This is a genomic window from Paenilisteria riparia FSL S10-1204 (assembly GCF_000525995.1).
Classification (GTDB): domain Bacteria; phylum Bacillota; class Bacilli; order Lactobacillales; family Listeriaceae; genus Listeria_A; species Listeria_A riparia.
The window spans coordinates 1-19,647 of record NZ_AODL01000013.1 but is presented as its reverse complement, the minus strand read 5'-3'; the positions used below and the strand labels follow the sequence as shown (position 1 = coordinate 19,647).

17 protein-coding genes and 2 pseudogenes are annotated in these 19,647 nt (G+C 43.3%); 6 read left to right on the top strand and 13 right to left on the bottom strand.

Annotation, left to right across the window (positions count from 1 at the left end):
* Nucleotides 1-91 precede the first annotated feature (91 nt).
* Nucleotides 92-292 carry a cold-shock protein gene (locus PRIP_RS09455; protein ID WP_036064277.1) on the top strand — a complete coding sequence of 67 codons (201 nt, stop codon included), beginning with the start codon at nucleotides 92-94 and terminating at the stop codon, nucleotides 290-292.
* Nucleotides 293-359: 67 nt separating this feature from the next.
* Here PRIP_RS09455 and budA read toward each other — a convergent pair whose 3' ends face one another.
* The 10 genes and pseudogenes from budA to ilvD all read right to left on the bottom strand — a co-directional run bounded on the left by budA (nucleotide 360) and on the right by ilvD (nucleotide 12,097).
* Nucleotides 360-1,085: an acetolactate decarboxylase gene (gene budA / locus PRIP_RS09450; RefSeq protein WP_036100969.1), complete on the bottom strand. Its 726-nt coding sequence runs from the start codon at nucleotides 1,083-1,085 to the stop codon at nucleotides 360-362.
* 147 nt (nucleotides 1,086-1,232) lie between these two features.
* Nucleotides 1,233-2,502 (bottom strand): annotated as a pseudogene (ilvA, locus tag PRIP_RS09445) (threonine ammonia-lyase).
* Between the two features lie 20 nt (nucleotides 2,503-2,522).
* Nucleotides 2,523-3,104 (bottom strand): 3-isopropylmalate dehydratase small subunit, encoded by a 582-nt coding sequence (gene leuD, locus PRIP_RS09440; protein ID WP_036100968.1) that lies wholly within the window; start codon nucleotides 3,102-3,104, stop codon nucleotides 2,523-2,525.
* Complete coding sequence (gene leuC, locus PRIP_RS09435; RefSeq protein WP_036100967.1) at nucleotides 3,082-4,479, bottom strand: 3-isopropylmalate dehydratase large subunit; 1,398 nt, start codon at nucleotides 4,477-4,479, stop codon at nucleotides 3,082-3,084. The genes leuD and leuC overlap by 23 nt, the downstream gene beginning before the upstream one ends.
* Before the next feature lie 2 nt (nucleotides 4,480-4,481).
* Entirely contained in the window at nucleotides 4,482-5,552 is a 1,071-nt protein-coding gene (gene leuB, locus PRIP_RS09430; RefSeq protein ID WP_036100966.1) for a 3-isopropylmalate dehydrogenase, read from the bottom strand.
* Nucleotides 5,530-7,068 (bottom strand): 2-isopropylmalate synthase, encoded by a 1,539-nt coding sequence (locus PRIP_RS09425; protein WP_036100965.1) that lies wholly within the window; start codon nucleotides 7,066-7,068, stop codon nucleotides 5,530-5,532. The genes leuB and PRIP_RS09425 overlap by 23 nt, the downstream gene beginning before the upstream one ends.
* Nucleotides 7,069-7,133: 65 nt before the next feature.
* Nucleotides 7,134-8,129, bottom strand: a complete 996-nt coding sequence (ilvC, locus tag PRIP_RS09420) for a ketol-acid reductoisomerase (protein ID WP_036085892.1) — start codon at nucleotides 8,127-8,129, stop codon at nucleotides 7,134-7,136.
* Between the two features lie 65 nt (nucleotides 8,130-8,194).
* On the bottom strand, nucleotides 8,195-8,677 hold the full coding sequence (gene ilvN / locus PRIP_RS09415) for an acetolactate synthase small subunit (protein ID WP_036085891.1): 483 nt from the start codon (nucleotides 8,675-8,677) through the stop codon (nucleotides 8,195-8,197).
* Nucleotides 8,678-10,387: a biosynthetic-type acetolactate synthase large subunit gene (gene ilvB / locus PRIP_RS09410; protein ID WP_036100964.1), complete on the bottom strand. Its 1,710-nt coding sequence runs from the start codon at nucleotides 10,385-10,387 to the stop codon at nucleotides 8,678-8,680.
* Between the two features lie 18 nt (nucleotides 10,388-10,405).
* On the bottom strand, nucleotides 10,406-12,097 hold the full coding sequence (ilvD, locus tag PRIP_RS09405; protein ID WP_036101036.1) for a dihydroxy-acid dehydratase: 1,692 nt from the start codon (nucleotides 12,095-12,097) through the stop codon (nucleotides 10,406-10,408).
* A gap of 637 nt (nucleotides 12,098-12,734) precedes the next feature.
* On the opposite strand from ilvD, the gene PRIP_RS09400 reads away from it, so the two are divergent.
* Both PRIP_RS09400 and PRIP_RS09395 read left to right on the top strand, forming a co-directional pair.
* Nucleotides 12,735-13,268 carry a GNAT family N-acetyltransferase gene (locus tag PRIP_RS09400; protein ID WP_036101035.1) on the top strand — a complete coding sequence of 178 codons (534 nt, stop codon included), beginning with the start codon at nucleotides 12,735-12,737 and terminating at the stop codon, nucleotides 13,266-13,268.
* Nucleotides 13,235-13,714, top strand: a complete 480-nt coding sequence (locus PRIP_RS09395) for a DUF6884 domain-containing protein (RefSeq protein ID WP_149023804.1) — start codon at nucleotides 13,235-13,237, stop codon at nucleotides 13,712-13,714. Before PRIP_RS09400 ends, PRIP_RS09395 begins: the two co-directional genes overlap by 34 nt.
* On the opposite strand, the gene PRIP_RS17310 is transcribed toward PRIP_RS09395, so the two are convergent.
* The 3 genes from PRIP_RS17310 to zwf form a co-directional block, all read right to left on the bottom strand.
* The gene (locus PRIP_RS17310) at nucleotides 13,711-13,851 is read right to left on the bottom strand and encodes a hypothetical protein (RefSeq protein WP_173400781.1); all 141 of its coding nucleotides are present in this window, start codon (nucleotides 13,849-13,851) and stop codon (nucleotides 13,711-13,713) included. The genes PRIP_RS09395 and PRIP_RS17310 overlap by 4 nt on opposite strands.
* A 15-nt stretch (nucleotides 13,852-13,866) precedes the next feature.
* Complete coding sequence (locus PRIP_RS09390; RefSeq protein WP_036100962.1) at nucleotides 13,867-14,304, bottom strand: YueI family protein; 438 nt, start codon at nucleotides 14,302-14,304, stop codon at nucleotides 13,867-13,869.
* A gap of 344 nt (nucleotides 14,305-14,648) precedes the next feature.
* Nucleotides 14,649-16,118 (bottom strand): glucose-6-phosphate dehydrogenase, encoded by a 1,470-nt coding sequence (gene zwf, locus PRIP_RS09385; RefSeq protein ID WP_036100961.1) that lies wholly within the window; start codon nucleotides 16,116-16,118, stop codon nucleotides 14,649-14,651.
* 336 nt (nucleotides 16,119-16,454) lie between these two features.
* Between zwf and rnz the strand changes: the two are divergent.
* The 3 genes and pseudogenes from rnz (at nucleotide 16,455) to dinB (ending at nucleotide 19,375) form a co-directional block, all read left to right on the top strand.
* A pseudogene (rnz, locus tag PRIP_RS09380) lies at nucleotides 16,455-17,370 on the top strand (ribonuclease Z).
* A gap of 18 nt (nucleotides 17,371-17,388) precedes the next feature.
* Nucleotides 17,389-18,177: an SDR family NAD(P)-dependent oxidoreductase gene (locus PRIP_RS09375; protein WP_036100960.1), complete on the top strand. Its 789-nt coding sequence runs from the start codon at nucleotides 17,389-17,391 to the stop codon at nucleotides 18,175-18,177.
* Between the two features lie 127 nt (nucleotides 18,178-18,304).
* The gene (gene dinB, locus PRIP_RS09370; RefSeq protein ID WP_036100959.1) at nucleotides 18,305-19,375 is read left to right on the top strand and encodes a DNA polymerase IV; all 1,071 of its coding nucleotides are present in this window, start codon (nucleotides 18,305-18,307) and stop codon (nucleotides 19,373-19,375) included.
* Nucleotides 19,376-19,647 lie beyond the last annotated feature (272 nt).

The following is a 19,647-nucleotide window of genomic DNA, read 5'->3' as shown; positions in this document are numbered from 1 at the left end:
AAGGTAAGCTTGTTGTTTAGCAGTTTCCCAGTAAGTTTTGTATTTGTAAAAGGAACATATTAAGAAAAAAATTTTTGGAGGTTTTTGACACATGCAAGAAGGTACAGTAAAATGGTTCAATGGCGAAAAAGGTTTTGGATTTATTGAAGTTGAAGGCGGCGACGATGTATTCGTACACTTCAGCGCAATTCAAGGAGAAGGTTTCAAAACACTTGACGAAGGTCAAAAAGTTGAGTTTGAAATCGTTGAAGGACAACGCGGACCTCAAGCTGATAACGTAACTAAGCTTTAATTTGGTAGCAAGAGTACGCGAATAAAGATTGAGTGACTGTCATTTTTGGCGGTTACTCAATCTTTTTTTAATCATCTTTTTCAATCGATTCAATTTGGGTGTCTATTTCTGGATTTTCTAAATTGCTCTTTAAATAATCAGTATTTTGAGGTAATTCAATTTCAATTCCAGTTTGTCGCGAGATTTCAATACGGCCTTCCAGGATTTCATAATCAAAAACGTGTCCGCCAACTTTCCGTAAATCATCAATGAAATGCAGATGGTACCCAGGCACGTATACACCTTGAAGATACGTAGGAGACCAAAAACCAACAATGGTTCCTGTGATGTATTCCAGCTCATAGGTACACTGATCATTCGAAATTTCCATGAGTGGAAGAAAAGGGCGCGACTGCTTCTGCACAGTTCGAGTATGGACGATACGGAAATTTCCCGTCATTTTAACCGAATAAAAAAGATTAGGTCCTTGCGTTAAGGATGCGATACGTGTTTCTAACGCTTCTTTTGTCATCAATTGATTTACATCAAATTTAAAATCCGCTTCAAAAAATGTGACCATCGCGTAAGGCGTCGTATCGCTCTCTTCCATGCGATACGCTTCCCCATCTGCCCGTATTTGATAGGCAACCCCATCTAAAATCACCAGTTCGCCATCAAGAGAATCAAGTGTCCCAATCCCTAAATCTCCATGCGTTAACAATTCTTTAAATGTTGTAGAGCCACCATAAAGCCCACCAAGCAATGCCGCTAATGTAGCATGCTGAAAAAGTCTGTTTTTACTTGAATCGGTCATTTGAAATCACTTCTTTCACCAGTTTTTTTGTGAAGCACGAGCATCTACCTATTCTGTTTGTAACAGTATACACGTTTGGAGTAATGAAATAAAGTAATATATTACACAAAAAAAGACCTGCCACGTGGACAGCATCTTTTTAAGTCATTATACAAGAAGCGTATAGAGCATTTGATTGTCGTTAATGGGCATGAAGCTTGGATCAAAAACGGCAATTCGCTCTAATAATTTCTCATAATCATTTGGATTTTGAAGCAGGACGCCGATGATAACGGGACCTTGATTCCGATTTACTTTTTTTGTGTATTCGAATTTTGTAATATCATCGTAGGGACCAAGGACATCGTTTACGAATTCGCGCAAAGCGCCCCGGGCGTTGTGGGAAGTTCACGATAAAGTAATGTTTTAAGCCTTCAAATACGAGAGAACGCTCTTCAATCTCTTGCATACGGTTGATGTCATTGTTACCGCCGCTGACAATGCAAATAACGTTTTTACCTTTGATCTGTTGGCGGAAATGGTTGAGGGCTGCGACTGACAGAGCACCTGCAGGCTCGGCGACAATGGCTTGTTTTGTGTACATGTCTAAGATAGTGGAGCATACTTCGCCTTCATCGACTTCGGTTACTTCATCAACGAGCTTCGCGCAGTGTTGGTAGGTTAGTTGGCCGACTTGTTTTACCGCAGCGCCGTCTACGAACTTATCGATTTTCGGAAGATTGACGACCTTGCCAGCAAGTAATGATTTAGCCATCGAAGGCGCACCAGCGGGTTCTACACCAATAATCGTCGTCTCGGGGCTCACAGCTTTAACGTACGATGCCACGCCAGAAACCAAACCACCACCGCCAATGGCTGCAAAAACGAAATCGCAGGAATCTGCATCTAAATCATCGAGCATTTCCACGGCAACCGTGCCTTGTCCAGCAATGATATTCGCATCATCAAACGGGGCAATAAACGTTTTGTTATGCTCCGCGCTGAATTTCTTCGCAGAGTACGCCGAAGCATCAAATGTATCACCAGTCAGACGAACTTCCACAAATTCACCACCGAAAAATTTCACTTGCGACACTTTTTGTTGGGGCGTTGTAGTGGGCATGAAAATCGTTGCAGGCACGCCAAGCTTTTGACATGTAAAGGCGACTCCTTGTGCATGGTTTCCTGCGCTGGCACATGTAACACCATTTTTTAATTGGTCGTGGGTTAATTGAGCGATGGCATAGTAGGCACCGCGTAATTTGAACGAACGAACCCATTGCAAATCTTCCCGTTTTAAGTAGACATTGCAGTCATATTTTTGCGATAAATAATAGTCTTTTTCAAGAGGTGTGTGTTTGACGATTGATTTTAGCGTATCATGAGCGTCAAGCACGTCTTGTTTACTGACTAAAGCATCGACATCAACCATTTCCATAATTTCCTCACATCCTTTGTTTAATAAGCGCGCGCTTGGTTTTCATATGCGGTAATCATTGCTTCATGTTCCATAGTTTGGGCGATATCGTCAAGCCCTTTCATGAATTTTTCTTTCCACGTTGCATCAATCTCAAAATCATAAGTGCCAACAGAGCTAATAACTTGCTGTTTCGGCAAATCAACGGCGATTTCTTCAGAAGCTGGAATTCCCGCCAACTTCTCACGCGCTTCTTTTGGCAAACTGATTGGCAAAATACCATTTTTCGTGCAGTTCATGTAAAAAATATCGCTGTACCCACCGGCAATAATAATGCGGAAACGGTAGTCAAGCAGGGCCCATGGTGCGTGTTCACGGCTAGAGCCACAACCGAAGTTCTCGCCTGTAATCAGGATGGTTGCTTCTTGACGGTCGGGTGCATTGAGTGGGAAATCAGGATTTAAGGAACGATCAGGAAGGTAGCGCCATTCGTCAAAGAGAAATTCGCCAAATCCTGTTCGTTCGATGCGTTTTAGAAATTGTTTTGGGATAATTTGATCGGTATCTATATTGTCATTCATTAGGGCGACTGTGCGTCCTTTATGCAACACCATTGCTTCCATTTTGCCACACTCCTTTGCGAATATCGATAAAGCGACCGTGAATCGCTGCTGCTGCAGCCATTGCCGGGCTTACTAAGTGAGTTCGTGCGCCTTTTCCTTGTCGTCCTTCAAAATTACGATTGGACGTGGAGGCACAGTGCACGCCTTCTGGTACTTGGTCGGGGTTCATGCCTAGACACATCGAACAACCAGGCTCACGCCATTCAAAACCTGCGTCGATGAAAATTTGGTCCAACCCGATACGTTCAGCGGCAAGCCGGACTTGGCGGGAACCAGGAACAACCATGGCACGAATACCATCGGCGACTTGCTTGCCTTTGACGATTTGTGCGGCTTCTTCGAGATCGGAAAGACGTGAATTCGTGCAAGAGCCAATGAAAACGTAGCCTAAATCGATGTCCGATGCGGTTTGTCCAGGTTCTAGTCCCATGTATTGATACGCGCGCTTATCATTGCCATTTTCGATAGCAGGGAAGGCTTGTGTGACTGGGACGCCCATGCCAGGGTTGGTTCCCCACGTGACATATGGTGCTAGCTCAGAAACATCGATTTCGATGTCACGATCATATGTTGCGTCTGCATCGCTTGGTAGTGTTTTCCAATCGGCGACAGCTTCTTCCCAATTGGTTGGTGCGTATTCGCGACCTTTGATGTAGGTGAATGTTGTTTCGTCGGGAGCCATCATGCCCATTTTAGCGCCACCTTCGATAGACATGTTACAGATGGTCATGCGTTCTTCCATCGTCATATTGCGAACGGCTTCTCCGTAGTATTCGACGGCATATCCGCTACCAAATGAGACGCCGTATGTTGCGATTAGGTGGAGAATGATGTCTTTGGCGTACACACCTTTTGGAAGGGTACCGTTAATTTTGACACCCATTGATTTTGGTTTTTGTTGCCAGATGGACTGCGTAGCAAGGACATGTTCAACTTCACTGGAGCCAATACCAAAAGCCATTGCCCCAAAAGCGCCATGTGTTGCTGTATGTGAGTCACCACATACAATTGTTTTGCCCGGCTGTGTTAGCCCGGTTTCAGGTCCTACCATGTGTACGATACCTTGGCGTTCACTGCCGACATCAGCAAGTGTTACGCCGAACTCTTCACAGTTTTTGCGAAGGGCATCGATTTGTTTTTTTGCAACGACGTCGTGAATGTTGAAAATATCTTCGGTTGGGACGTTATGATCCATTGTTGCAAATGTACGATCTGTGCGGCGGACTTTTCTTCCTTCCATTCGCAATCCTTCAAATGCTTGAGGGGAGGTAACTTCATGTACCAAATGCAGGTCGATGTATAATAATTGCGGTTCACCTTCTTTTCCAAATATGACGTGACGATCCCACAATTTATCGAACATTGTTTTAGCCATTGTTATTCTCCTCCTTTAACTCGTTTTTTAACTTCTTTTGTAAAATCAGTAGTCGATGTATTGCCACCGAGGTCTTTCGTCAGGAAACCGGCTGCCATCGTATCTGCGGCTGCTTGATCTAAATAATCTGCTGCTTCAAAAAGTTGAAATGATTGCCGCAGCATCATCGAAATCGATGAAATCATGGACATCGGGTTCGCAATGTCTTGGCCTGCGATGTCTGGCGCTGAGCCGTGAATTGGTTCGTATAGCGAAGGTCCTGATTCTGGATGGCTAGCAGAAGGCAACATGCCGAGCGAACCGGTAAGAACAGAGGCCTCGTCGCTTAAAATGTCGCCAAACATATTTTCTGTCACGATAACGTCAAATGTGGTAGGGCGCTGAATGAGAATCATCGCTGCAGCATCTACGTAGAGATGTTCTAAGGTCACTTCTGGATAGCGCATTGCTACTTGTTCAACGACTTGGCGCCATAGCTTACTAGAAGCAAGGACATTGGCTTTGTCGACAGACGTAACTTTATGGCGTCTTGTTTTCGCTAATTCAAATGCTTGGACTGCAATGCGTTCGATTTCGGCGGCTGTATATGTTAATGTGTCCACCGCGCCGTTTTCGTCCCAATGTTTTGGTTCGCCGAAATAAATGCCGCCAGTCAGTTCGCGAACGACGATAAAATCAGTTCCTTCAACAATCTCCCGTTTTAAAGGCGAAAGGTGCGTGATGCTCGCTGGTACTTGAATAGGACGGATATTAGCAAACAAACCGAGCGCTTTGCGAAGAGCAAGCAGTCCTTGTTCTGGACGTTTTGGCGCGTCATCCCATTTGGGCCCACCAATCGCGCCAAGCAAAATGGCATCTGCATTTTGGCATGCGGCAAGTGTTGTATCTGGTAGTGGGTCGGAATGTGCGTCAATGCCGGCACCGCCGAATGGATGTATTTCGATTGTGAAATCGAGCTGGAATTTTGTGGCGAGGGTTTCGAGTATTTCTAAACCGCTTGCCATGATTTCTGGTCCAATCCCGTCGCCAGGAAGGCTGTTATGGAGTAGCTCACTTGACTGGTACCTCCTCATTCGTGGATTGTTGTTTTGTAGCCGAGGCTTTGGCGCTTGCGTGTAGATAAGACTTGGCGGATGCAGTTAAAACATCGTTATCAATACCAATTCCGTGGTAGGTTTCGCCTTGGTTATCTTGAACGACAACATGTACTTCAGCTTGGGCGTCGTGTCCAGCTGTAATGGCTTGAATGCGGTAATCTGTTAATGTCACATCTTGTTCTAGGAGGCGGTTAATCGTATTGTAAATCGCTTCAATACTACCAGCACCAGTCGCCGCATCTTCTAATACCGTACCATCTTCGGTATGAATGCGGATAATTGCGCCTTGCACACCACCAGTCACATATTGTACTTGTAGATGATTCAACTCGACCTCTTGTTCGGAACTTTGACCAAGAATCAACGCGTGCAAATCGTCTTCCGTCACGTCTTTTTTCACATCGGCCAAATGTTTGAAGCGTTTGAAAGCATCATTTTTCTCTTCGTCGGTCAGTGTATAACCGAGCTCTTCCATGCGAGTCACAAAAGCATGACGTCCAGAAAGTTTACCGAGTGGCAAGGAGTTTTTCTCGACACCGACAAGGGCAGGCGTAATAATTTCGTAAGTCGTAGGCTCTTTTAGCACACCGTCTTGGTGAATACCAGATTCATGCGCGTAGGCATTGCCACCGATAATCGCTTTGTTACGCGGAACAGGCATCCCAGAAAGGCGACTAATCAAGTCACTCGTTTTCTTCGTCTGATTCAAAATAATGCCTGATTCCGATTTATAGTAATCATTGCGAATATGCAAGGCAACCGCAACTTCTTCAAGCGCTGTATTCCCAGCACGTTCGCCAATCCCGTTAATCGTTCCTTCAACACGTCGTGCCCCGTTTTCAATCGCCGAAAGCGCATTGGCAACCGACATACCGAGATCATCGTGACAATGCGTCGAAAAAATGACTTCATCAAAACGCGGAATATTTTCACGCAAGTAGCGGAAAAGCGCACCAAACTCCGTCGGGTTCGTAAAACCAACCGTATCTGGAATATTAATCACCGTTGCACCAGCATCAATCGCAGCCTGCACAGCTTGTACCAAGAACGCAGGATCCGTACGCGTCGCATCTTCGGGTGAGAACTGCACGATTGGGAAAAGCTTACGCGCGTGGGCCACATGATGGCTAATCGACTGCAAAACTTCGGCTCGGCTCATTTTTAACTTATGTTTCATATGTACATCACTAGTAGCAAGAAAAACATGAACTTGAGCGTTTGCTGCGTCACGAAGCGCTTCATAGGCACGATCAATATCGCGTTCCACCGAGCGTGCTAAACCACAAACCGTTGCATTTTTAATCACACTAGCAATTTCTTTTACAGAATGGAAGTCACCATCAGATGCAATCGGGAATCCTGCTTCGATAACATCGATACCGTACGTTTCCAACTGTTTGGCAATTTGAATTTTTTCTTGCTGGTTAAAGTTGACGCCAGGCGTTTGTTCCCCATCACGAAGCGTCGTATCAAAAAATTGAATATAAGCCATGTTTTTTCACCTCATATTAGAAAAGGGGACAGGCGAGTTTTGCGTATCCCCAATTTCTCTTCCTATTAGTTTTGTGGTTTGACGAATGGCATCATTTCGCGTAGCGCTGCACCAACTTGTTCGATTTGATGACCTTTTTGCTCTGCACGCAAGCGATGGAATTCTTTAAAACCATTTTTATTATCATCAATAAATGCTTTGGCAAATGTACCATCTTGAATATCTGTAAGTACTTCTTTCATTGCTTTTTTCGTATCGGATGTGACAACACGCGGACCTGACACGTAATCACCGTATTCAGCTGTGTTGGAAATCGAGTGACGCATTTTTTCCATGCCACCTTCGTACATCAAGTCAACGATTAGTTTTAACTCATGTAATACTTCGAAGTAAGCAAGTTCTGGTTGGTAGCCAGCTTCTACTAATGTTTCGAATCCAGCTTGTACTAAGTGTGTTGTACCACCGCATAATACGGCTTGTTCGCCGAATAGATCAGTTTCTGTTTCTTCTTTAAATGTTGTTTCGATAACACCAGCACGCGTTGCGCCAATGCCTTTTGCGTAAGATAAAGCGACATCTGTTGCATTTCCCGTTGCATCTTGATAAACCGCAAATAATCCAGGAACCGCGCCACCTTCGACAAATGTACGGCGAACTAAATGACCAGGGCCTTTCGGAGCTACTAAGAACACATCCACGTCAGCCGGTGGTTTAATTACGTCAAAATGAATATTAAAACCATGTGCAAAAGCTAAGGCATTGCCAGCTTCTAAATTAGGTTTGATTTCTGCCTCGTACGTATCGCCTTGTGTTTCATCTGGTAAAAGAATCATCACGACATCTGCCGCTTTCGTTGCATCAGCCACAGATAATACTTCAAAACCATCATTGCGAGCAGCTTCTGCTGATTTTCCTTCGCGAATCCCGATAATGACATTATTGCCGTTGTCACGTAAGTTTTGCGAATGGGCGTGTCCTTGCGAACCGTATCCGATAACTGCTACTTTCTTACCTTCTAACGCGCTTTTTTGTACTGCATCTTCATAATATACTTTTGTCATTTTTCCTAACCTCCATAGATTTATCTTTTTATATTTCTCAGAAAAAGGATTTCTGGGATTCACAATTATTTAGCGCTTCTTGTAAAGCCTGTGACACCAGTTCGTGCCATCTGTTTAATGCCGTAAGGGCGAATGCTGTCCACAAAGGCGTTGACTTTCTCACTTGTTCCTGCGACTTGGACAACGACGCTGTTTTTACCAACATCAATGACAGTTGCTCGGAACGGTTCGATGATAGAGTTGATTTCAGCACGAGTTGCGGCAGGGGCGTTGACTTTTACTAATGCAAGCTCGCGTTCCATATGCGGATCATCGGTAATATCGCTTACTTTCAATACATCGATTTGTTTGTTTAGCTGCTTCGTCACTTGTTCAATCTCATACAGGGAGTCGACATGCACGACGATGGTGATACGAGAAACATTGGCAATTTCTGTCCAGCCAACGGAAATGCTATCAATATTATACTGCCGTCTGGAAATAACGCCTGTGATTCTGTTGAGGACCCCGCTTGAATTATTAACTGTTGCTGTAATGATTCGTCGCATTTATTCCACTCCTTCCATTTGATGATTCGCTTTACCTGGTGGAATCATCGGCAACACGAGCTCATTTTGTGAAATCACACAATCAATAACCATTGGACCAGGGTAAGCAAAAGCTTCCGCTAAATCAGCTTCTAGTGTCGTCGGGTCCGTCAGGCGAACTGCTTTTACACCATAAGCTTCGGAAAGTTTCACAAAATCAGGCTGGCTTTGGAAAATCGAATGGGAGTAACGTTCGTTATGGAACTTCTCTTGCCATTGGCGTACCATGCCGAGTGTGCTATTATTTAAAATCACGACTTTTAGATTAATCATATAATCATTTAAAATAGCAAGTTCTTGATTGGTCATTTGGAAACCACCGTCTCCAACAAAAGCAACAACGGTTTGTTCAGGATAAGCAAGCTGTGCACCAATGGCAGCAGGGAAGCCAAAGCCCATCGTTCCAAGTCCGCCACTCGTCATAATTTGGTGGTCATGACTAAATGGATAAAATTGTGCAACCCACATTTGGTGCTGGCCAACATCGGTCGCGACTAATGCTTTACCTGCTGTGATATCACCGATGATTTCAATGACTTTTTGCGGTTTGATTTCGGTTTTTGCATCGCGATTATACGTGAACGGATGGCGCTCTTTGCGAGTCATATTTAGTTTGTACCAGTGACTCGTATCTGCTTTTTCAGGAATTTCGATATCAAGCAATTGTGTCAGCGTTTCTTTAATATCTGCAACAATCGGGATTTTCGTTGTTAATACTTTGCCAATCTCCGCAGGATCAATATCAATATGTGCAATAACGGCGTTTTTTGCGAACTCTTTTGGGACACCTACAACCCGATCATCGAACCGAGAACCGAAGTTAATCAGCAAATCTGGGTCGGTGAGCGCCATGTTCGCAGCATAGGAACCATGCATTCCACCCATTCCGAGGAAGAGGGGGTGATTCTGCGGGAAACTACCAAGTCCAAGTAGTGTATTAACGACTGGGATTTGATACTTTTCTGCAAAATCAAGCAACTCTGCCGTAGCACGAGCATGATTCACACCCGCACCTGCCAAAATAACAGGTTTGCTTGCTTCGGCCAAGGCTTGCATCAATTTTTCAAGCTGCATTCTGTTTGGCATCACAGTAGGTTGGTAGCCCGGTAAATGGATAGTGTCATCGTTGACTTTATCAGTCGAAGCAATGGAGATGTCTTTCGGTAAGTCGATAACAACAGGGCCTTTACGTCCAGTCGTAGCGATATGGAAAGCTTCTTTAATAATTTTCGGAATATCTTTTACATCGCGAACTTGGTAGTTGTATTTCGTAATTGGAATCGTTAAACCAATCATGTCGGCTTCTTGGAACGCATCTTTTCCTATACCTGGTGTAGCAACTTGCCCGGTGAAAACAACGAGTGGAATCGAGTCGCTCATCGCATCAGCAATCCCTGTTAGTGCGTTTGTAGCACCAGGGCCACTAGTTACGACGACAACTCCAGCTTTCCCAGTTACACGCGCATAACCTTCAGCAGCATGCACCGCGCCTTGTTCGTGACGCGTTAAGATATGCGGAATATCACAGTCATAAAAAGCATCGTACAAAGGAAGTACGGCACCACCTGGATAACCAAAAATCATATCCACGTCCTGCGCTTTTAAAGCTTGAATTAATAGTTCAGCACCATTGTTCGTTGTCGTTGCTGTTTGCTTTTCTACTTTCATCATTCTTTTCACCTCTCCTTATTATTCTAGGAATTCGTCTGGAAGTTTCATTACGCCACCGGTATGGGCAGATGTTACAAGTGCAGCGTAGCGTGCCAGATAACCTTTTTTTATTTTCGGAACAAATTTAGGAATGTTGGCGCGTCGTGCTTCTAGGACATCCGGCGCGACTTCTACGTTTAGCGTCCGGTTTGGAAGATCGATCACGATTGTATCGCCATCTTCAATGAGTGCAATCGGACCACCTGCTGCGGCTTCTGGTGAGATATGCCCAATCGCGATACCACGCGTTGCTCCAGAGAAACGACCGTCTGTAATGAGTGCGACGTCTTTTCCTAAACCGCGTCCTACGATGGAAGAAGTAGGGGCCAACATTTCTGGCATTCCTGGGCCACCTCGAGGACCTTCATAGCGAATCACGACAACATGACCTTCGCGAACGGTATGATTATCAATTGCTTCAACTGCTGCGTCATGAGAATCAAAGCAAATCGCTTTTCCAGTAAACACGGATACAGAAGGGTCAACACCGCCGACTTTGATAGCCGAACCTTTTGGTGCGATATTTCCGAATAGAATGGAGAGACCGCCTGTTTTTGTATAGGGATTTTCTTTAGGATGGATAACATCGGTATTGTTAATTTTGGCGTCTTCTACGTTTTCGCGGATTGTTTTGCCAGTAACGGTGATTCGGTCGGGATGAATTGCGTCGCCAAGATCAACGAGTTCTTTCATAATAGCTGGAACGCCGCCTGCTTCGTGGACGTCATGCATCGAATAAGCAGAGGATGGAGCAATTTTGGATAGGTAGGGAACACGACTTGCGATTTCGTTAATCCGCTCTAGGTCATAATCGATTTCGGCTTCATTAGCAAGGGCCAGAACGTGAAGCACGGTGTTAGTAGAACCTCCCATTGCCATATCAAGTGCAAAAGCGTCATCAATCGCATCACGTGTAATAATATCGCGAGGACGAATATCTTTTTTCACAAGATCCATCAAATGGAAAGCCGATTCACGAATCAAATCACGACGCGCTTCGGATACAGCAAGCGTTGTCCCGTTGAAAGGAACCGCCATACCAAGCACTTCCATCAAGCAGTTCATCGAATTTGCCGTAAACATACCAGCACAAGAACCACATGTCGGACACGCATTTGCTTCCATGTCTAAAAATTCTTCTTGGCTCATGCTACCTTCTTTAAAAGCACCAACCGCTTCGAACATAGAAGAAAGCGTCAAAGCTTTACCAGTAGCAGAAAGACCAGCTTTCATCGGACCACCGGAACAAAAAATAGCAGGTACATTCGTTCTAACAGAGGCAAGTAACATGCCAGGTGTAATTTTGTCACAGTTCGGAATATACATAACACCATCGAACCAGTGGGCGTTAATCACGGTTTCGGCAGCATCAGCAATGACTTCACGGCTCGGCAGGGAGTAACGCATCCCGATATGTCCCATTGCAATCCCGTCATCGACACCAATCGTATTGAACTCAAAAGGAATACCACCAGCTTCACGAATCGCTTCTTTCGCAATATCCGCAAGCTCTCGCAAATGCACATGGCCTGGAACGATATCGATATAAGAGTTACAAATGGCGATAAATGGTTTGTCCATATCACCTGGACTTTTTATTTGACCTGTGGCGTGTAGAAGACTCCGAGCTGGAGCTTGTTCGACCCCTTTTTTAATTTTATCACTGCGCATAAGCATGTACCCCGTTTCTTTAATTATAATTGTTGGTCGAAGCTGAATTTTTAGAATATAATCACTAGCATGACCTTTTGTCTGAAAAATAAGCGGCAAATCAAGTGCTTGGCAACAAAAAAGCACCCCATTTTTTTGAGTAAAAAAATGGGATGCCTAGATAAGAATCCCATTTAATGATAAACAGGATCTAAACGACTGCTTGTTTTAAACAGTGTTCCAGACCCTTGCTAGAGTAATAAAATTGTAATGACGTAATTTCGGTTAAAAGTTTTCATAAGTCATTAGCCCCTCTTTTTATCAAAATATGAGATACTTAAAAATTCGATTATGTAGCCCGTTTTAAGTATGTCGGAAATAACGTTGCTTGTAATAACATTAATTATAGCTTTTGAGGGGAAAATGTCAACTGTTTTTTGAAAATTTATTGCTTTTGTCATTTCATTGAAAAACGAGAATACATAGCTAAATTGATTGATAAAACTACGTGTAAGCGGATACAAATATAATGAAAAAAGATTTGAAAAAATTAGTATGTGGTAATAATAACAGGTTGTATTCCGCAAAATAATTGCGCAATGCGGCAGAATTTGATAGTTTTAGAGTAAGATAAATGAATGGAAAGTCGGGTTTTGTCATGGGAAAATTAGAAACGAAACGGCTACTGTTGTTAGAGTATAGTTTGGAGTGGATTCAAGCGACGATTCTAGGAGTAGATGAACTAGAACGTGTATCGGGCTACGAGGTGTCCAGAGACTGGCCAGGTATTGATTTCTTTTTTTATCTACCTTATGTGTTAGAAAACGTCAAAAAAGAGCCAGAAATGACGAAATGGACGCATTTGATAGTTTTGAAAGCTGAAAACAAAGTTATTGGTGAAATTGGCGGGCAGGGCAAGCCAGAGGAAACAGGGGAGATTGAGCTTGGCTATAGTATCGTGCCAGAATATCAAAACCAAGGGTATGTGTCAGAAGCTTTGATGGAATTGCTTGCATGGCTACAAGTTCAGCCAGAGATTAAACGGATTTTTGCAAGAAGTTTTGAAACGAATACGCATTCAATCCAAGTGTTAAAAAAAGCAGGGTTCGTGTATCAGCCAAATCAAGACAAAGTCGAATCGCGAGGTCGGATTGTGTTGTGGGAATATCCGATGAATCAAGGTGTATCATGATTATTATTCCATCTGGAAAGCCGAAAATTTGGGATAGGCAAAGCGATTTAGGTGCGGTGAAGGCGAGTGAGGCGTATACTGGGAACTTCCATCAGCTCTGCAAGGCGTATGCGGAAACGTTTGATGGAGAGTATCTCATTTTATCGCCGAAATATGGTTTTTTAAAGCCGGATTCGCTTGTTTTAGGAACATATGATGTCAGGTTTACGGCACGCGGCGTAACCGCAGAGACGATTGGGCTAGAACTGTTAACACAACAATGGCAGGTGCTTGGAATCCAACAAGCATCGATTACGATGTTAGGTGGGCAGAAATTTAAGCCCTTACTACAGAAAATAACTGGTGGAAAACAAGTTTTTTTATTTCCACTTCACGGTTCAAAAGGTATCGGCGACATGCAAAAAAGGCTCCGCACAGCGCTGGACACTGGCGAGCCTTTCAATTAGCCGATGGTTGAAATAATTAATAAAGCAACACCGATGAGGAGAAACATCACGCCCATGTCGGTGTTTTTTCGTATGAAAAAATAAATCGTTTGCAAGAAAACAAGGATGGCAAGCGCAATAACGATTGTATGGAGCATAAAGTGTCACATCCTTTATTCTTTAAAAATGGCTCTAATTTTGTCGAGCAGAGTCACTTTTCCCGTAGTGTCTTCTGCGATTATTGGTGTTTCATGAAGCTGCGTATCTTCGCGGTTAATTTCGTAATCCTCCGTTAAAACAAGACCAACTGGCGTATCATCGTCTTCACGCGCAACGATGGAGAAGGGCAGTTTATGTTTTTCTGCGAGCATAATATACGCGCGCAAAATTTCGTAGGAAATGGAACCGTTAAGCAGTAATTTAGCTTTCGGGTGGTCCTTCATTTCTTGCTCGAGTTCTTTTGTGCAATATTTTTCGAATACTTCTTGTTTGCTCATTTGGATTTCGATTCGTTCTCGAAATGTGCCGAGATACTTCTTGCGCTCGGCTGGATTGATTTCTTTCGCACCATGAATTCCGCGATCGATATAATCGTCAATGCTTTCTGGCATATTGATTCTCCTTTATGGTTTGTTCTATTTTATTGTAACATGGATTTGTGAAAAAGGGAACGATGATCGGGTGAGAGATGGTTTTGGCTTTGGAGAATTTGAGAGGACTAAAAAAGCAAGAGTGGCTTTTTAGACGAGCACGCTTGCTTTTTTGGATTTAGTTGTTGGTTAGCGGTGGGAAACAATGTTTGTATTAGCTGGGTTTGGCGTCATACTTGACGCCTCCGGATCCAGCTTCACGGGCTAGCTCCTCGAAAACTTCACGCCCTCCGCAAAAAGCAAGAGCGGCTTTTTACTGCGGCCGCTCCAGTTTTTTTCGGAGCTGAACGAGCCCGTTCAGCTTTTCATTCAAACCACTCAAACCCATCCTGTGCCACCAATTTATCGGCTTCTTTAGGTCCCATTGTGCCCGATGCGTAGTTCGGGAAGTGTTCTTTCGTGTTGGACCATACGTTAGCTACTTTGTCGACGAAGTTCCATGATAGGGAGACTTCATCCCAATGAGAGAAGTAGGTTGCGTCGCCGTTTAGGCAGTCTTGAATTAGTTTTTCATAGGCTTCTGGTGTGTTCATGCCATCTGGTGATGAGTGAGCGTAATTTAAATTGATTGGCATGGTTAGCATTCCTTGGCCTGGTTCTTTGACATTCATGTGTAGTGTGATACCTTCGTCTGGTTGGATATGTATCACAAGTACATTTCCTGCAAGCGATTGTTGGCCACCAAATAGATTCATTGGTACACTTTTGAATTGAATAGCGATTTGTGTAGTTTTTTTCGCTAAACGTTTCCCGGTGCGGATATAAAATGGTACGCCGCTCCAACGGAAATTGTCAATCATTAGCTTGGCTGCTACGAATGTTTCGGTATTAGAATCTGGATCTACATTTTCAGCTTGACGATAGCCTTCTAATTGTTCGCCGTCAACAGTACCTGGGCCATATTGACCGCGTACGAAATATTTATAGACATCTTCGCCTTCAATGACACGTAACGAACGAAGCGCACGTACTTTTTCATGGCGAATTTCTTGAGTTGTTAGCTTAATTGGTGGTTCCATGGCAAGCAATGATACGATTTGTAAAATATGATTTTGTACCATATCACGCAAAGCGCCACTTTCTTCGTAATAACGGCCACGATCTTCTACACCAAGCGTTTCACTAAGTGTTACTTGGACGTTGTCAATATAGCGATTATTCCAAAGCGACTCAATAATAGAATTCGCAAAACGGATAACAGAAATATTTTGAATCATCTCTTTGCCTAAATAATGGTCAATACGGTAAATTTCATTCTCCGCAAAAGCTTGACGTAGCGATTCATTTAATTCTTGGGCACTCGCTAAATCACGACCAAATGGTTTTTCAATAATTAAACGACTAAAGCCATCATTATCGACAAAACCTTCTGACTTTAATCGACTAGCAATTGTTCCAAAGAAATTAGGTGCCATTGCTAGATAGAACAGACGGTTTCCTTGCAGTTCATACTTTTTGTCGAGCTCATCAGAGAGATTTTTTAGTTGCACATACGATTCCTGGTTCGTTACATCATGTGATTGATAGTAGAAATGAGAAGCAAAATCTTGCGGATCAAAACCCTCTTTTTCAATTCCCTTTAAAGATTCTACTACTTTTTCGCGGAAGAAATCATTTGTCCACGGACGACGAGCAGTACCAATCACTGCAAAATTCTCTTTCAAAAATCCCTTTGTAAAGAGATGATATAGCGAAGGGTAAAGTTTACGATTTGCCAAATCTCCCGTACCGCCAAAAATAGTTATTAAAGCCACTTGTTCTTTCACTTCTGTCATACGTACTTACCCTCTTTCTTAAATATATGGACATACTCTGAATACATCGGCAAGCGCTCGATTTATGTAAAGCTATCAGTACCTCCTGCTTTAAAAAAACTAACATAGAGTTCAGCAGGTGTACGGCTTTATTTCGAGTATTGTCATAAATGAGGCGTATAAAACACAATGCAATCATAGTCATCCTCATTATTCCTTACTATTTTAGCGGTTAGATTTGGTTTGTGCAACTGATTGAGCCCAAAATAAATTTTTAGTGGGGCGGGAAGTTCAATAAATTTGGCAAATATGATACTATTAGTGATGAGAAGTTGACGAGAGGATTGTGAGACAAAGATGGAATTGATTTTTCTTGGGACAGGGGCTGGAGTTCCTTCCAAAGGCCGCAATGTTTCGGCGATTGCGCTCACGATGCTAAATGAGCGAAACAGTATTTGGCTGTTCGATTGTGGGGAAGCTACGCAACACCAAATTTTACGTAGCTCGATTAAACTGAGTAAGCTAGAAAAAAATTTTTATCACACATTTGCATGGAGATCATATTTTTGGCTTACCAGGTTTGCTTAGTAGTCGTTCTTTTCAAGGTGGGGAAACGGCACTTACGGTTTATGGACCTGTGGGGCTGGCGAATTATATCCGGACGAGCTTGGCGGTTAGTGGCACACATTTAAAATATTCGCTGGAAATTGTGGAAATAGAAGATGAGCTCGTGTTTGAAGACGCAACATTTAAAGTGACTTGTAAGGAATTAGAACATGGTATTTTGAGTTATGGCTACCGAATAGAGGAAGCGGATAAGACGGGAGCGCTTGATGCTGCTGGTCTTGCTGCACTTGGCGTGAAACCAGGACCGATTTTTAAAGAGTTGAAGGAAGGAAAGACGGTGACGTTAGAAGATGGGACTGTCGTTAGTGGCAGCGCGTTTATTGGGCCTTCAAAAAAGGGTCGTGTCATTGCGATTTTTGGTGATACGAAAGTGACGCCGAACGAATTGGCAGTTGCACATCATGCGGATGTTGTTGTTCACGAAGCCACGTTTGCTGCAAATATGGGAGACATGGCGGGTGAATACATGCATTCGACAACGCTAGAAGCTGCAACACTTGCGAAGGATGCGGGGGCAAAGCAATTGATTATTACGCATATTAGCTCGCGATATAGTCGGGATGATAATCAAAGCTTGGTAGAGGAATGCCGCCCTATTTTTCCTAACACAGCAATAGCAACAGATTTCGCCATATTTGAACTATAAAAAAGGAGCCTGAAAAAAATGAATCATTTTTTAAAAGATAAAACGGTGCTAATTACAGGGGCATCTAATGGCCTTGGCGCGGAGCTAGCAAGACAGGTTGCAGCACAAGGTGCACATACGATTTTAACAGCGCGTAGTACGGAGAAATTGGCAAGTTTAACAACGCAGATTCAAGCAGATTTTGGCGTGATTAGCACGTATCATAAAATGGACATGACCAATTTTGCGGAAATTGAAGAAGTGGCGGGAAAGCTGGCGAATACAAACATTGATGTGCTCGTGAATTGCGCTGGTTTTGGTATTTTTGAGGAGGCTGTCACAACTGATTTTGGTACGGTAGAGCGCATGTTTGACACGAACGTATTGGGTCTGATGCGCCTAACCCAGTTGGTTTTACCGAAAATGCTAGCTAGAGAAGCGGGACATATTATTAATATCGCCTCTCAAGCTGGAAAAATTGCAACACCCAAATCTTCTGCGTATTCTGCAACGAAATTCGCTGTATTAGGCTATTCTAACGCTTTACGCATGGAAGTAAAGACTTCTAATATACACGTTACAACGGTGAATCCAGGACCGATTGCGACGAACTTTTTTGATATTGCAGATGCATCAGGTGACTATTTAAAAAATGTTGGTTTTCTCGTTTTAAAACCGGAAGATGTAGCCGCGAAAACAGTTGCCATTATGGGAAAAAACAAGCGTGAAATCAACTTACCATTCGCGATGAATATCATCTCTAGGTTGTACCAAGTGATGCCTCGCGTGATTGAATTCTTCGGAAAAAGTGCCTTCGGAAAGAAATGAAGTTGAAAAGAGTTTAGGTTTCTCCTAGCTCTTTTTATTTTTGCTCGTAAGATACTTGAAATTTTGTCCTATATTAGGTATAATAAAAAAATAGAACAAATGTTCGTTATCGAAAGGCGATGGAGACATGGATAAGACGCGTAAAATAATTCATATTGATATGGATGCTTTTTTTGCTTCGGTGGAAGAGCGTGATCATCCAGAATATCGCGGAAAGGCGTTAATTATAGGCGGGGACCCAAATAAGCGTGGTGTTGTGTCTACGTGTTCGTATGAAGCAAGGAAGTTTGGTGTTCATTCAGCGATGCCCACGAAACAAGCGTATAAGCTGTGCCCGCATGCGATTTTTGTTCATGGCAATATGGAACATTATCGGGAAGTTTCAATGCAAATACGTGAAATTTTTTATCGCTATACCGATTTAGTAGAGCCGATGTCGCTAGATGAGGCTTATTTAGATGTGACAGAGAACAAACGGGGAATTAAGTCTGCAATAAAGGTGGCGATGGAGATTCAGTATGCCATTTATCATGAGATTGGATTAACCGCGTCCGCGGGTGTGTCGTATAATAAATTTATTGCTAAGATTGCCTCAGATTTTAAGAAGCCAGCTGGAATGACGGTTGTTTTGCCAGAAGAGGCAGAGGCTTTTTTGGAGCGCTTACCTGTAACGAAATTTCACGGTGTTGGGAAGGTCACTGCTGAGAAGCTTCATCGCTTAGGTATTGAAACGGGAGCCGATTTAAAGGCTTGGAATGAATGGGATTTAATACGGGAATTGAATAAGCAAGGATACCGACTATATCGTGCTGTGAGGGGCTTATCAGATTCGAAAGTAAACCCGCACCGAGAGCGTAAATCAGTGGGCAGGGAGACAACGTTTGCGAATAATATTTTTGATGAACGTTTAATGCAAGATACGTTATTTTTATTCGCGCAGAAAATCGAAGCTTCTTTGGAGAAGATAGGGAAGCAGGGAAAGACGGTCGTTTTGAAATTGCGATATAGTGATTTTAATACAGTGACTAGGCGATTATCGTTAATGGAATATACGAAGGATGCGCAGATTATTTTTCAGGCAGGTCTAAGTCTTTTGAATGATGTTTACAGTGGTGAAGATAGTGTCAGATTAGTCGGGCTGACAATGACGAATTTGAGACCGCTTCAATTTGAAAATTTGAAATTAGAAGGATTTTAAGAGGTTGGGACAAAACTCAAGATAAAGCAAAACCGCCGAGCCATTTACTTTGGGTAAGACGAAAAATTTTGCTATACACAAATCGAGCGAAAGCGTTTGTATTCAGGGAGTTTGGTGGAAGCCGGAAGCGCAGCATACTGGTGTATGTGATGACTGAAAGCAGGGAGGGAGTCGTATCCCCGACCATGCGAGAAGTTAAGCGTAGCGTATGCGAAGTAGAACCGGAAGTCCGCCAAACTCCCTGAATGCGAGCGCTTGTCGCCGATTTATTT

Excerpts from the sequence above, each read along its gene's own strand:
- PRIP_RS09455 (WP_036064277.1), top strand. The coding sequence starts at position 92 with ATGCAAGAAGGTACAGTAAAATGGTTCAATGGCGAAAAAGGTTTTGGA.
- budA (WP_036100969.1), bottom strand. The coding sequence starts at position 1,085 with ATGACCGATTCAAGTAAAAACAGACTTTTTCAGCATGCTACATTAGCG.
- leuD (WP_036100968.1), bottom strand. The coding sequence starts at position 3,104 with ATGGAAGCAATGGTGTTGCATAAAGGACGCACAGTCGCCCTAATGAAT.
- leuC (WP_036100967.1), bottom strand. The coding sequence starts at position 4,479 with ATGGCTAAAACAATGTTCGATAAATTGTGGGATCGTCACGTCATATTT.
- leuB (WP_036100966.1), bottom strand. The coding sequence starts at position 5,552 with ATGAGGAGGTACCAGTCAAGTGAGCTACTCCATAACAGCCTTCCTGGC.
- PRIP_RS09425 (WP_036100965.1), bottom strand. The coding sequence starts at position 7,068 with ATGGCTTATATTCAATTTTTTGATACGACGCTTCGTGATGGGGAACAA.
- ilvC (WP_036085892.1), bottom strand. The coding sequence starts at position 8,129 with ATGACAAAAGTATATTATGAAGATGCAGTACAAAAAAGCGCGTTAGAA.
- ilvN (WP_036085891.1), bottom strand. The coding sequence starts at position 8,677 with ATGCGACGAATCATTACAGCAACAGTTAATAATTCAAGCGGGGTCCTC.
- ilvB (WP_036100964.1), bottom strand. The coding sequence starts at position 10,387 with ATGATGAAAGTAGAAAAGCAAACAGCAACGACAACGAACAATGGTGCT.
- ilvD (WP_036101036.1), bottom strand. The coding sequence starts at position 12,097 with ATGCGCAGTGATAAAATTAAAAAAGGGGTCGAACAAGCTCCAGCTCGG.
- PRIP_RS09400 (WP_036101035.1), top strand. The coding sequence starts at position 12,735 with ATGGGAAAATTAGAAACGAAACGGCTACTGTTGTTAGAGTATAGTTTG.
- PRIP_RS17310 (WP_173400781.1), bottom strand. The coding sequence starts at position 13,851 with ATGCTCCATACAATCGTTATTGCGCTTGCCATCCTTGTTTTCTTGCAA.
- PRIP_RS09390 (WP_036100962.1), bottom strand. The coding sequence starts at position 14,304 with ATGCCAGAAAGCATTGACGATTATATCGATCGCGGAATTCATGGTGCG.
- zwf (WP_036100961.1), bottom strand. The coding sequence starts at position 16,118 with ATGACAGAAGTGAAAGAACAAGTGGCTTTAATAACTATTTTTGGCGGT.
- PRIP_RS09375 (WP_036100960.1), top strand. The coding sequence starts at position 17,389 with ATGAATCATTTTTTAAAAGATAAAACGGTGCTAATTACAGGGGCATCT.
- dinB (WP_036100959.1), top strand. The coding sequence starts at position 18,305 with ATGGATAAGACGCGTAAAATAATTCATATTGATATGGATGCTTTTTTT.